This window comes from Caulobacter sp. CCUG 60055 (genome assembly GCF_022750545.1).
In the GTDB taxonomy this organism is placed as follows: domain Bacteria; phylum Pseudomonadota; class Alphaproteobacteria; order Caulobacterales; family Caulobacteraceae; genus PUIC01.
In genome coordinates, this window is record NZ_PUIC01000008.1 from 232,459 (window position 1) to 245,308 (window position 12,850).

General features: G+C 71.4%; 13 protein-coding genes and 1 other RNA gene. All 14 read left to right on the top strand.

The genetic code is table 11. The features are described from left to right. Positions 1–19 precede the first annotated feature (19 nt). The 14 genes from C5708_RS13120 (at position 20) to mraY (ending at position 12,842) form a co-directional block, all read left to right on the top strand. Entirely contained in the window at positions 20–718 is a 699-nt protein-coding gene (locus tag C5708_RS13120; RefSeq protein ID WP_242921782.1) for a TerB family tellurite resistance protein, read from the top strand. A gap of 132 nt (positions 719–850) precedes the next feature. Beyond that, entirely contained in the window at positions 851–1,153 is a 303-nt protein-coding gene (locus C5708_RS13125; protein WP_242921784.1) for a hypothetical protein, read from the top strand. 149 nt (positions 1,154–1,302) lie between these two features. Next, a complete protein-coding gene (locus C5708_RS13130; protein ID WP_242921786.1) occupies positions 1,303–2,304 on the top strand; it encodes an NADP-dependent oxidoreductase in 1,002 nt (333 codons plus the stop codon). A gap of 52 nt (positions 2,305–2,356) precedes the next feature. Continuing rightward, positions 2,357–3,247: a DMT family transporter gene (locus C5708_RS13135; RefSeq protein ID WP_242921787.1), complete on the top strand. Its 891-nt coding sequence runs from the start codon at positions 2,357–2,359 to the stop codon at positions 3,245–3,247. After that, positions 3,247–3,966, top strand: coding sequence for an N-acetylmuramoyl-L-alanine amidase (locus C5708_RS13140; protein WP_242921788.1), 720 nt, complete (start codon positions 3,247–3,249; stop codon positions 3,964–3,966). Before C5708_RS13135 ends, C5708_RS13140 begins: the two co-directional genes overlap by 1 nt. Before the next feature lie 4 nt (positions 3,967–3,970). Continuing rightward, positions 3,971–4,534: a GNAT family protein gene (locus tag C5708_RS13145; RefSeq protein ID WP_242921789.1), complete on the top strand. Its 564-nt coding sequence runs from the start codon at positions 3,971–3,973 to the stop codon at positions 4,532–4,534. A gap of 30 nt (positions 4,535–4,564) precedes the next feature. Next, positions 4,565–4,952: RNase P RNA component class A (gene rnpB / locus C5708_RS13150), an RNA gene on the top strand. A 259-nt stretch (positions 4,953–5,211) separates the two neighbouring features. Continuing rightward, on the top strand, positions 5,212–5,679 hold the full coding sequence (locus C5708_RS13155; RefSeq protein WP_242921790.1) for a division/cell wall cluster transcriptional repressor MraZ: 468 nt from the start codon (positions 5,212–5,214) through the stop codon (positions 5,677–5,679). Beyond that, on the top strand, positions 5,676–6,608 hold the full coding sequence (gene rsmH / locus C5708_RS13160; RefSeq protein ID WP_242921791.1) for a 16S rRNA (cytosine(1402)-N(4))-methyltransferase RsmH: 933 nt from the start codon (positions 5,676–5,678) through the stop codon (positions 6,606–6,608). The genes C5708_RS13155 and rsmH overlap by 4 nt, the downstream gene beginning before the upstream one ends. Then, entirely contained in the window at positions 6,605–7,069 is a 465-nt protein-coding gene (locus C5708_RS13165; RefSeq protein ID WP_242921792.1) for a cell division protein, read from the top strand. Before rsmH ends, C5708_RS13165 begins: the two co-directional genes overlap by 4 nt. Continuing rightward, positions 7,066–8,844 (top strand): penicillin-binding protein 2, encoded by a 1,779-nt coding sequence (locus C5708_RS13170; RefSeq protein ID WP_242921793.1) that lies wholly within the window; start codon positions 7,066–7,068, stop codon positions 8,842–8,844. Before C5708_RS13165 ends, C5708_RS13170 begins: the two co-directional genes overlap by 4 nt. Further along, positions 8,844–10,319 (top strand): UDP-N-acetylmuramoyl-L-alanyl-D-glutamate--2,6-diaminopimelate ligase, encoded by a 1,476-nt coding sequence (locus C5708_RS13175; protein ID WP_242921795.1) that lies wholly within the window; start codon positions 8,844–8,846, stop codon positions 10,317–10,319. Before C5708_RS13170 ends, C5708_RS13175 begins: the two co-directional genes overlap by 1 nt. Beyond that, on the top strand, positions 10,312–11,730 hold the full coding sequence (gene murF / locus C5708_RS13180; protein WP_242921796.1) for a UDP-N-acetylmuramoyl-tripeptide--D-alanyl-D-alanine ligase: 1,419 nt from the start codon (positions 10,312–10,314) through the stop codon (positions 11,728–11,730). The genes C5708_RS13175 and murF overlap by 8 nt, the downstream gene beginning before the upstream one ends. Next, on the top strand, positions 11,730–12,842 hold the full coding sequence (gene mraY / locus C5708_RS13185) for a phospho-N-acetylmuramoyl-pentapeptide-transferase (RefSeq protein WP_242921798.1): 1,113 nt from the start codon (positions 11,730–11,732) through the stop codon (positions 12,840–12,842). Before murF ends, mraY begins: the two co-directional genes overlap by 1 nt. The last annotated feature ends 8 nt before the right edge of the window (positions 12,843–12,850 follow it).

Genomic DNA, 12,850 nt, shown 5'->3' on the forward strand with positions numbered 1-12,850 from the left:
CTAAACTGCAATGGTTCCCATGAGCTTCTGGCGCAAGATAGCAGGCTTGGCCGTCCGCAAGGTGGACGCGGCCGAATGCCCGGACTGTCCTGCCGGCCCGCCCGGCGAGGACCCGGCGTTCTCGACCGCCGTCACCGCCCTGGGCGCGAAGCTGGCCAAGGCCGACGGCCGCGCCGACCATTCGGAGTTCGCGGCCTTCGCAGAAGTCTTCCAACCCGATCCCGCCGCCGAGCGCGACGTGGAACGGCTGTACGATCTTGCGCGGCAGTCCACCAGGGGATTCGAAAGCTACGCCCGGCGCCTGGCCAAGCGGTATCGCGGTTGCCCGCAGCTGCTGGAGGACGTGCTCGACGGCCTGTTCCATATCGCCAAGTCCGACGGCGTCGTCACCCACGACGAGCTCGACTACCTGGAGCAGGTGGCGCTGATGTTCGGCCTGTCGCCGCTGGCCTTCCGCCGGATCAAGGCGATCCATCTGGGCGCCGGCGCCGACGATCCCTACGTGGTGCTGGACGTGGCGGCCGACGCCCCGGACGAGACGGTGCGGGCGGCCTGGCGGCGCGCCCTGGCCGCCGCCCACCCCGACAGGGTCATCGCCCAGGGCCTGCCGGCCGAATATGTCGAGGTGGCCCAGATCAAGTCGGCGGCCATCAACGCGGCCTATGACGCGGTGGTTCGCGAGCGGCGGGAACTGGCGCCCGTTCTGGCCGCTTATTGAAGACGAGGTGCTGTTTTCTTCGGCGAATTCGGTCCCTTCCGCCGCCGAAAGGTTGACGGAAGCTCCGAGGGCGCCGACATACTGTTTGGCTGGGGCTTGACCCCTACGACGAGGATACGGATGGACAGGCTGATGGGCGCACAATCGAGCGCCGCTCGGAACGGCGGTTCCGCCTGGAAGAGTCTCGCCTGGATCGGCGGTGCGCTGGCGACCGCCGCCGCCGCCGCGGTCGCGGCGGTGCTGGCGGTGTTCTTCGCGGCGACGGTGGTGGTCATCGCGCTGATGGCCAGCTGCCTGCTGGCCCTGGCCGGGTTGGCCATGCGCGCGCGCCGATCGACCGCCCGCGCGCGGCCCGCCGACCCCTCGATCATCGAGGCGCACAACGTCGGCGGCCATTCCTGGGTGGCCTACGGCTGGGACCGCCAGGCCCGCTGACCTTCACGATTTCGCGGCTGGATCAGCCGAGCGGGCGGCCGCCTTCCATGGGAAGGCGGCCGTTTCGCTTTGCGCCCCGCTCCTGTTTTCACTTGGATCGCCCTGCGCTTCGGCGGATCGTCGGCTGAAGAAAACGCGGAGGAACGCCGATGGCCGAGATCAACCGCCAGATCCTTCTGGCCGCCAGGCCGCAGGGCAAGCTTGAGCTGGAACATTTCCGGCTGGCCGAGGCCCCGACGCCGCGGCCGGGCCCGGGCGAGATCCTGGTCCGCGTCCGCCTGATCTCGCTGGACGCCGCCAACCGGGCCTGGATGCAGGGCGCGACCTATCGCTCCGCCGTCGAGGCGGGGCAGGTGATGGCCGGCGGCGGCGTCGCCGAGGTGCTGGAGTCCCGCGCGCCGGGCCTCGCTCCCGGCGACCTGGTCTTCGCCGACGTCGGCTGGCGCGACTTCGCCGTCCTGGCGGCGGACAGCGTCCAGAAGCTGCCGAGGATCGAGCCGCTCAGTCGCCTGCTCAGCGTGTTCGGGATCGCCGGCCTGACCGCCTATTTCGGCCTGCTGGAATGCGGTCGGCCGAACCCGGGCGAGACCCTGGTGGTGTCGGCCGCCGCCGGCTCGGTCGGCTCGATCGTCGGCCAGATCGGCAAGATCAAGGGCTGCCGGGTGGTGGGCGTCGCCGGCGGCGCGGCCAAGGGCGCGCTGCTGGTGGACGAACTCGGCTTCGACGCCGCCGTCGACTACAAGGCGCCGGACTTCCGCCGGGCGCTCAGGGCGGCCTGCCCGCAAGGCGTCGACGTCTATTTCGACAATGTCGGGGGCGATGTGCTGGAGACCTGCCTGTTCGCCATGAACCTGGGCGGGCGCATCGCCTGCTGCGGCGCGGTGTCCCAGTACGACGGGGCCGCGCCCGCCCACGGCCCGCGCGGCGTGCCGGGCCTGATCGTCACCAAGCGGCTCACCCTGCGCGGCTTCGTGGTCACCGACTTCGACGACCGTCGCGAGCAGGCCCTGGCCGATCTCCAGGCCTGGGTCGACGAGGGCCGCCTCAAGGTGCGCGAGGACATCGTCGACGGCCTGGAGAACACCCCGGCCGCGCTGATCGGCCTGCTGGCCGGCGACAATGTCGGCAAGCGGATGGTGCGGGTTTCCTGAACGGCGATAAGCCGGCTTGCCGACCCTCGCGGAAACGCTCTAAGCCGAGGGCATGACCCTCCGCGATTTCGTCCTGCTGGTCGCCGTCTGCCTGGTGTGGGCGCTCAACAACGTCATCAGCAAGATCGTCATCGCCCACATGGGCGTGCCGCCGCTGTTCTACGCCGCCGTCCGCTTCGCCATCGTCGCGGCGGCGGTGTCGCCCTGGCTGCTGCCGGCGCCGCGGCCGATCTGGCGGCTGATCGCGGTGGGCCTGCTGATGGGGGCCGGCAATTTCGCCCTGTTGTTCGTGGGCCTGAAGACGGCCAGCCCGTCGGGCGTGGCCGTGGTCAGCCAGCTCGGCGTGCCGATCACCACGCTGCTCTCGGTGCTGATCCTGGGCGAGCGCATCCGCTGGCGGCGCGGCCTGGGCATCGCCCTGACCTTCATCGGAGCCCTGACGGTGATCTGGGACCCGCGCGGGGTGGCGCTGTCGGGCGGCCTTCTATTCATCGTCGGCTCGGCCTTCACCGGCTCGCTGGGCGCGGTGATGATGAAGCAGATGGACGGCGTGCGGCCATTGCAGTTCCAGGCTTGGGTGGGTTTCTGCTCGTTCCCGCCGCTGGCGGCGCTGTCGGCGTTCGTCGAGCCGGGCCAGGTCGCGGCCGGCGTCTCGGCCGGCTGGGGTTTCGTCGCCGGGGTGGTGTTCTCGGCCCTGGTGGTGTCGGTCGCCGCCCACACCGCCTATTACGGCCTGATCCAGCGCTACGAGGCCAATCTGATCTCGCCGCTCACCCTGATGACGCCCCTGGCCACCATCGGTTTCGGCGTGGCGATCACCCACGACCATTTCGACTTGCGGATGGCGGTCGGCGCCGCGATCGCGCTATTGGGCGTGCTGATCATCGCCCTGCGGCCCAACCGGGCCGCTTCGCTGCTCTTGCTCATGAGGAACCGGGTCTGATGGACCTCATCCCCGCGCCGTCGCCGAACTTCGACGCCCGCAAGGCGCCGCCGGACATGATCGTCCTGCACTACACCGGCATGCGCGGCGGCGAGGCGGCTCTGGCCCGGCTGCGCGATCCGGCCGCCAAGGTGTCGGCGCATTATCTGGTCGAGGAGGACGGCCGGGTGTTCTCGCTGGTCGCCGAAGAACGCCGCGCCTGGCACGCGGGCAAGTCGTTCTGGCGCGGCGAGAACGACATCAACAGCGTCTCGATCGGCGTCGAGATCGTCAATCCGGGGCACGAGTTCGGCTATCGGCCCTTTCCCGACGCCCAGATCGCGGCGGTGATCGAACTGCTGGGCGAGGTCCGCGGCCGCTGGGACGTGGCGGACGCCCGCATCCTCGGCCATTCCGACGTCGCCCCCGGCCGCAAGCAGGACCCGGGCGAGCTGTTCCCCTGGAAGCGCCTGGCCGAGGCCGGGCACGGCCTGTGGGTCGAGCCGCCGGCTTCGCCCGGCGCGCCGCTGTCGCTCGGAGACGAGGGGACGGGTGTGTTCGCGCTGCAGGCCGGCCTGACCCGCCTGGGCTACGACAGCGCCCCCTCGGGCAGGTTCGACGAAGGGACCGCGACCATCGTCGAGGCCTTCCAGCGGCACTGGCGTCCGGCCCGCGTCGACGGCGTCGCCGACGGCGAGACCCGGGCGCGGCTGGTCAATCTGCTGCGGGCGGCGGCCTGAGGCCATGGACGTGGGCGCGGTCCTCGGCGGCGACATCGTCCTGACCACGCCCCGTTTCGAGCTGCGGCCGCTGGAGCGGGGCGACGTCGGCGCGCTGTTCGACCACTTCTCCGACCCGGCCGTGACCGAGTTCATGGACATCGAGCCGCTGACCGTGCGGTCGCAGGCGCACGAGATCGTCGACTGGGCCCAGGGCGTGCGCGCTGACGGCGTCGGCGTCCGCTGGGCGATCCGGGCCCTGGGCGGGGAGGCCCTGATCGGCACCTGCGGCTTCAACGCGGTGGTCGTCCAGCGCGGGCGGCGCGGCGAGATCGCCTACGACCTGTCGCGGGCGCACTGGGGGCGGGGCGTGATGGCCGAGGTGCTGCCCAGGATGGTCGCCTTCGGTTTCGAGGCGCTGGCGTTGCGCCGCCTGGAGGCGATGGTCACGCCCGGCAACGCCCGCTCCTGCGGCCTGCTCGAACGTCACGGCTTCCAGCGCGAGGGCGTGTTGCGCGACTACGCCCTCTGGAAAGGCGCCTATTGCGACCAGATCGTCTATGGGCGGGTGAACGACGCGGTTGACTGAACGGCCGGTCGCGATCACTTTCCGCGCCGACCAGACGGCCGGGCGGTCGCGGCGCTCGCTTGCGGGCGTCGAGGAAAGTCCGGGCTCCACGGTGAAAAGGCGGCGGGTAACGCCCGCCGGGAGCGATCCCAGGGATAGCGCCACAGAAAGCAAACCGCCGGCCGTTCGCGGCCGGGAAGGGTGAAAGGGTGGGGTAAGAGCCCACCGCGGACCCAGCAATGGGGACGGCATGGCAAGCCCCGCCTGGAGCAAGCCCGAATAGGGGCGGCGCGCTCTCGATCCGTCGAGGGCAGGGCTTCACCGGCCCAGTCGCCCGGGTAGGGTGCGAGAACCGTCCAGCAATGGGCGGTCCAGAGGAATGATCGCCGCGTCCCCTCGCGGGGCGGCACAGAACCCGGCTTACAGGCCGTCTGGTCATCATCGTCTTCGAGAAAATGGGACGCGGCGCCTCCGGCCGGCGTCGATGCTTAACAGTTCTCTGTATGTTCTGTTGATAGTCGCTCTGGCGCGGTCGCCAATGTTGTAAATATCCTTGTTTTTTCTATGAATCGGGCGTCGGTGTCATTGTATCCCAGTCAATCCCATGTTAACCCAATCAAGTCCGAACTCGGCGATGGGCGGCGGGTTTGGCGCGGGGCGCCGCGAGCGCCGGATGGGTTGTTCAGGGGCTGCACGAGGTGTTTCTCTCGACCTTCGAGAAACAGCTGGACGCGAAGCGGCGCATCGTCGTGCCGCAGGAGTACCGCGCCGCCCTGTCCGGGCCTTTCGACGGGGTGTTCTGCCTGCCGGCCATCGACGCCGACTGCATCGAATGCGGCGGCAAGGCGCTGTTCGACCGCTACGCCGCCCTGATCGAGGAGCTGCCGCCGGGCGACGAGCTGCGCCACGACCTCGAAACGGCGATCTATGGCGGCATGGTCAAGCTGGCCTTCGACGCCGCCGGCCGCATCACCTTGCCCGAAGCCCTGTGCGACGCCTTCGGCATGACCGACCAGGTGGCGGTGGTCGGGCTGGGCGACCGGTTCCAGATCTGGCCGCTGGAAGCCTTCCAGGCTCGCCGCGCCGCCGCCCGCCAGGGGGCCCGCGACGGGCTCGCCGCCCTGCGCCTCCGCCAACGCCAGGCCAAGGCCGGGAGCGCGGCATGATCGAGGCTCCGCACGTTTCGGTCCTGCGCGACGAAGTGGTCGCCGCGCTCGCGCCCGGCCCCGGCAAGCTGATCGTCGACGGCACCTTCGGCGCCGGCGGCTACAGCCGGGCCTTTCTCGACGCCGGCGCGGAGGTGGTCGCCTTCGACCGCGACCCCAGCGCCCGCCGGTTCGCCGCGCCGCTGGAGGCGACGGGGCGCTTCCGCCTGATCGAGGACCGCTTCTCGGCCATGGCCGACCATGTCGAGGCCTGTGACGGCGTGGCGCTCGACATCGGCGTGTCGTCCATGCAGATCGACGAGGCCGAGCGGGGCTTCTCGTTCATGCGCGACGGGCCGCTGGACATGCGCATGGCCGCCGACGGCGTCACCGCCGCCGACCTCGTCAACGAGGCCGAGCAGGCCGAACTGGCCCGCATCTTCTGGCTCTATGGCGAGGAGCGCGAGAGCCGGCGCATCGCCTCGTTCATCGTCCGCCGCCGCGCCGAGCAACCGTTCACGCGGACCCTGGATTTGGCCGAGACGGTCGAGAGGGCGTTGGGCGGCCGGCGCGGCGCCAAGGTGCATCCGGCGACCCGTGTGTTCCAAGCCTTGCGTATCGCGGTGAACGAAGAACTGTCTGAACTCGACGCGGGACTAGACGCGGCGGAGCGAATCCTGCGGGAAGGTGGCAGACTGGCTGTCGTAACCTTTCACTCGCTCGAGGACCGCATCGTGAAGGCTTTCTTCACAGAACGCGCAGGACGCACCCCGGCGGGGTCGCGCCACCTGCCGCCGCAGGTCCATGGTCCGGCCCCCACCTTCTCGCTGCTGTTCAACGGCGCCCGGGCGCCGGACGAGCGCGAGGCCGCCGAGAACCCCCGCGCGCGCTCGGCCAAGCTAAGGGCCGCGGTGCGAACCGCCGCTCCGGCCTGGGAGCGCGCGCCATGAGCCTGTCGGACCTGTTCGACCGCCGCGTCCGCGGTTTCCGGGTGATCGAGGTCGGGGCGCTGGCCGTCCTGCTGGCGCTCGCCCTCGGCGTCTATCTGTCGAAGACCGGCGCCGGCCGCGAGGGGGCCGAGACCGCCAAGGTTCAGCGCGAGATCCAGGACGAGCGCAGCCGCATCCGCATGTTGCGCGCCGAGGTGGCCTATCTGGAGCAGCCCGAGCGCATCGAACGGCTGTCGAGCCAGTATCTGGGCCTGCAGCCCACCGTGGCCAAGCGGGAGACCGATCCCGACGCCCTGGTCGAGATCGCCCGCGACGCGGCCATGGCCAAGCCCGCCAAGGGAGGCGCGGCCTCGACGCCCGTTCCGCCTTCGCCCGTTCCGCCTCCGCCGGCCGCTCCCGCGACGACCGCCGCTTCTCCCGCCGCGTCCGCATCCGCCGCCGCTTCGGGGGCGCCGCGATGAGGCCGGCCGACCTCGCCCTTTATCGTGCGCCGTTCCTGTGGCGCTGGCTGATCGAGCGGGTGTGGCTGGTCGAGCGCGCCTTCGAGAGCGCCAAGGCGCGCGGCCGGGCCGAGGACGACACCCGCCTGCGCATCTTCTTCGTGCTGGCGCTGTTCGTGGCCGGGTTCCTGACCCTGGGCGTCGGCGCCACCCGCTCGGCCCTGTTCGCCGACGCCGGGCGCGGAGCCGGCGCGGCGCTGGGCCCCCCCGGCGCTCGGGCCGACCTGGTCGACCGCAACGGCCAGTTGCTGGCGCTCGACCTGCCGCACTACGGCGTCTACATCGACAAGCGCGAGATCTGGAACACCGACGAGACCCGCCGCAAGCTGGCCGCCGCCCTGCCGGGGCTGGCGCCGGCGCGGCTCGAGGCGGCGCTGAGCTCCGACCGCCGCACCTATCTGATCGGCGGCCTGACCCCGCAGGAGAAGGCGCGCGTCCACGACCTGGGCCTGCCCGGCGTGACGTTCGAGGACGAGGATCGCCGCGTCTACCCGCTGGGGACCACCGCCGCCCACCTGATCGGTTTCGCCGACCGGGGCGGGACGGGCATAGCCGGCGCCGAGCTGGCCCTCGACGACGTGCTGAAGTCGGACGTGGGCAAGGCGCCGACGCCGCTGTCCATCGACATGCGCATCCAGGCGGCCCTGGAGGACGAGCTGGACAAGGCGGCGGTGCGCTTCCAGGCGCTCGGCGGCGCCGGCCTGGTGATCGACGTCCACACGGGCGAGATCCTGGGCATGGCCAGCTATCCGACCTTCGATCCGAACAACCTGAACGCCTCGCCGGACGTCAACCGCAAGAACAACGTCGCCGCCTCGGTGTACGAGGCCGGGTCGGTGTTCAAGGTGTTCACCGTGGCCATGGGCCTCGACGCCGGGCTGGTGACGCCGCTGACCACCTTCGACGTCGCCCACCCGCTGGTGATCGGCAACAGCAAGCCGATCCACGACTACGACAAGGGCGACACCATCCTGGCGCTGCCGCAGGTGTTCACCCACTCGTCGAACATCGGGGCCAGCAAGATCGCCATGGCCGCCGGCAGCCCGACGGTCGACCGCTACATGAAGGGGCTCGGCCTCTACAACGCCGCGCCCAGCGAGCTGGCGGAATCGACCCGCCCGCTGCTGCCCCGCCGCAACAGCCAGGGCAATCTCAGCGACATCACCATGGCCCAGATGTCGTTCGGCCAGGGCATCTCGGTGACGCCGCTGCAGGTGGCGACGGCCATGACCGCCATCTTCAACGGCGGCGAATACCTGCCCCTGACCATCCGCAAGCAGGCGCCCGACGCCCAGCGCAAGGGCCACCGGGTGATCTCCGAGGCCACCTCGCGCACCATGCTCGACTTCATGCGCCTGAACGTCACCGAGCCCAAGGGCTCGGGCAAGAAGGCCGACGTGCCCGGCCTTTCGGTCGGCGGCAAGACCGGCACGGCCCAGAAGGCCAAGGACGGCCGCTACATGCTGAACACCCGCGTCGCCTCGTTCGCGGCGGTGTTCCCGACCTCGGGCCTGATCAGCGACAAGCGGTACTTCGTCTATATCCTGCTGGACGAGCCGCATCCGGCGCCCGGCACCTTCGGCTTCGCCACCGCCGGCTTCACCGCCGCCCCGACCGCCGGGGCGGTGATCAACCGCATCGCGCCGTTCCTCGGCGTCAAGCGCGCCGCGCCGCCGATGACGCCGCCGGGGCCGACCGCGCCGGCGCCGGTGTCCGGCGCGCTGGGAGCCGACTGATGAGCGCCGCGCGCAAGCTTTCCGAACTGGTCCGCCGCGATCTTTCCGGCCAGGGGCTGGGCGATCCCTTGATAACCGGCGTCACCGCCGACAGCCGTCGGGTGAAGCCGGGCATGCTGTTCGCCGCGCTGCCCGGCTCCAAGGTCGACGGCCGCAGCTTCATCCCCGCGGCCCTGCAGGCCGGGGCGGCGGCCTTCCTGGCGCCGGACGACGTCTCCGGTCTTCCGACCCCGGTGGTCCACGCCGGCGACCTGCGGCGGGCCTACGCCCTGGCCGCGGCGGCCTTCTGGAGCGCCCAGCCGGCGACGGTGGTGGCGGTCACCGGCACCAACGGCAAGACCTCGGTGGCCACCTTCTGCCGGCAGATCTTCGCTCGGCTCGGCCGGCGGGCCGCCAGCATGGGCACGTTGGGCGTCTCGATCTCGGCCGCCGGCGAGGCCGACCGCCAGATCACCCCGCCAGGACTGACCACGCCGGACGCCGCCGACGTCGCCCAGCTGATGGCGGCCATGGCCGGGGAGGGCGTCACCCATCTGGCGATGGAGGCTTCGTCCCACGGGGTCGACCAGCGCCGTCTCGACGGCGTGGCGCTGACGGCCGCCGGCTTCCTCAACCTGACCCAGGACCATCTCGACTATCACGGCACCATGGGCGTCTACCGGGCGGCCAAGCTGCGGCTGTTCGACACCCTGCTGCCGCGTGGCGGGACGGCGGTGCTCAACGCCGATTCCGACGCCTTCGGCGCCTTCGCCGCCACCGCCCGCCTTTCGGGGCAGACGCTGTTCTCGGTCGGCGAGCAGGGCCAGGGCCTGGCCTTGCTGGAACGCTCGCTGCTGCCCGAGGGCCAGCGCCTGAAGATCCGCGCCGCCGGCAAGGTCCACGACGTGCGCCTGCCGCTGGCGGGCGCCTTCCAGGCCTCCAACGCGCTGGTGGCGGCCGGGCTGTGCATCGCCGCCGGCGAGGACGCCCGCGACGTCCTGGCGGCGCTGGAGACCCTCCAGGGCGCGCCGGGCCGGCTGCAACGGGTCGGGACCGGCCGCCGGGGCGGCGAGGCCTATGTCGACTACGCCCATACCCCCGACGGCCTGGAGACCGTGCTCGCCGCCCTGCGGCCGCACGTCCGGGGCCGCCTGATCGTGGTGTTCGGGGCCGGCGGCGACCGCGACCGCGGCAAGCGTCCGCAGATGGGCGAGATCGCCCAGCGGCTGGCCGACGTCGCCATCGTCACCGACGACAATCCGCGTTCGGAAGATCCGGCCGCCATCCGCGCCGCCATCCTGGCCGCCGCCCCGGGCGCGGCCGACATCGGCGACCGCCGCGCCGCCATCCGCGAGGGCGTGCGCCTGCTGGGCGAGGGCGACGTGCTGGTGATCGCCGGCAAGGGGCACGAGCAGGGCCAGACCGTCGCCGGCGTCGTCCATCCCTTCGACGACATGGCCGAGACCCGCGCCGCCCTGGAGGCAGGCGATGACTGACGCGCGCGGGCCGCTCTGGACGGCGGACGACATCGCCCGCGCCGTCGGGGGCCGGCGCGAGGGGGCGGCGTTCGAGGCGTACGGCGTCTCGATCGACAGCCGCACTGTCGAGCCGGGCGACCTGTTCGTCGCCCTGGGCGGCGTGCGCGACGGGCACGAGTTCATCCCCGCCGCCATGGCCGCCGGCGCCGGCGGCGCGCTGGTCTCGCGCCCGGTCGCCGGGCCGCAGGTCATCGTCGACGACACCCTCAAGGGACTGGAGCGCCTGGGCGCGGCGGCCCGCGACCGCGCCGTCCACGCCCGGCGCGGCGCGGTCACCGGCTCGGTCGGCAAGACCAGCGTCACCCAGGCGATCCGGGTCGGGCTGGCCCTGGCCGGGCGGGCGCACTCCTCGGTGAAGTCCTACAACAACCATATCGGCGTGCCGCTGACCCTGGCGCGGATGCCGGCCGACACCGAGCGGGCGGTCTTCGAGATCGGCATGAACCACGCCGACGAGATCCGTCCCCTGTCGCGCATGGTCCGGCCGCACGCGGCGGCGATCACCACGGTCGGCCCGGTCCACACCGAGAACTTCCCGGACGGCGAGGCCGGCGTCGCCCGCGCCAAGGCCGAGATCTTCGCCGGCCTGGAGCCCGGCGGCGCGGCGGTGCTGAACGCCGACAACGTCTGGTTCGACCTGCTCCGTCGCGAGGCCGAGCAGGCGGGGGCGCGCGTAGTCGCCTTCGGTTCGGACGAGACCTGCGACGCGCGCCTGGTCGACATCGTCCGCACCGAGGCAGGCTCGCGGATCGAGGCGCGGCTGCACGGCCGCGCCCTGAGCTTCCCGATCCGGCAGACCGGCTTCCACTGGGGGCTGAACTGCATGGCGGTGCTGCTGATGCTGGAAGCGCTGGACGTCGACCTGGATGTCGGCGTCGCCGCCCTGGCGGCTTTCGAACCGCTCGAAGGGCGCGGCGCCGAGCGGACGATCACGGCCGCCGGCGGCCCGTTCGTGCTGATCGACGAAAGCTACAACGCCAACCCCGTGTCGATGAGCGCGGCCCTGCGGGCCTTCGGCGCGCGGCCGACCGAGGGGCGGCGGATCGTCGCGCTGACCGACATGCTCGAACTGGGCCCGCGCGCGGCGGAATTCCACGCCGACTTGGCGCGCGACGTCCAGGCCGCCGGGATCGATCTGGTGTTCTGCGCCGGACCGTTGATGAAATCTCTCGCCGACGCCCTTCCTTCGACTCGCCTTGGCGGGTACGCCGAAAGCGCGGCCGAGCTTGCGCCGCACGTCGCGCGCGCCGTCGCGCCGGGCGACGCGGTCATGGTGAAGGGGTCCAACGGCTCGAAGGCGTCGATGGTGGTTTCCGCCCTGGCGGCGCTCGCCGCGGGGTCGACGGGCGATCGGGGAGGGCGCGTCTGATGCTCTATCTGCTGTACGAGCATTTGTCGGGCTACCGCGAGCACATCCCGCTGCTCAACCTTCTGAAATATCTGACTTTCCGCACGGGCGCGGCGCTGTTCACCGGGCAGTTGGTGGCGGTGGCCATGGGCTCGCGCTTCATCCGCTGGATGCAGGCCAAGCAGGGCAAGGGCCAGCCGATCCGCACCGACGGCATCGAGCGCCACGTGGTCGAGAAGGCGGGCACGCCGACCATGGGCGGCTTCATGATCCTGGCCGGCCTGCTGGTCGGCACGCTGTTGTGGGCGGACCTGTCCAACCTCTATGTCTGGGTGGTGCTGCTGGTCACCGCCGGCTACGGGCTGCTGGGCTTCCTCGACGACTACGCCAAGGTCACCAAGCAGACCACGGCCGGGGTCTCGGGCCGGGTCAAGCTGCTCGTCCAGTTCCTGATCGCCTTCGCCGCCGTGGCCCTGCTGGTGCTCTACGGCGGCAAGTCGCCGGAGGCGCCGGGCCTGTCGACCTCGGTGGCCTTCCCGATCCTGAAGCGGATGCTGCTCGACCTCGGCTGGTTCTACGTCGTGTTCGGCGGCTTTGTCATCGTGGGGGCGTCCAACGCCGTGAACCTGACCGACGGCCTGGACGGGCTGGCCATCGTGCCGGTGATGTTCGCCGCCGCCGCCTTCGGCCTGATCGCCTACCTCGTCGGCAACTTCGTGTTCGCCCAGTACCTGCAGGTCCACTTCGTCCCCGGCGTCGGCGAGATCGCGGTGTTCTGCGGCGCGCTGATCGGCGCGGGTCAGGGCTTTCTCTGGTACAACGCCCCGCCGGCCAAGATCTTCATGGGCGACACCGGCTCGCTCGCCCTCGGCGGCGCCCTGGGCGCCGTGGCGGTGGCGACCAAGCACGAGATCGTGCTGGCCATCGTCGGCGGCCTGTTCGTGGTCGAGGCCCTGTCGGTGATGATCCAGGTCGCCTCGTTCAAGCTGACCGGCAAGCGGGTGTTCCGCATGGCCCCGATCCACCACCACTTCGAAAAGCTCGGCTGGAAGGAAAGCACCGTCGTGGTCCGTTTCTGGATCATCAGCGTGATGCTGGCCATCATCGGCCTGGCCACCCTGAAGCTGAGATAGGGGAGGGC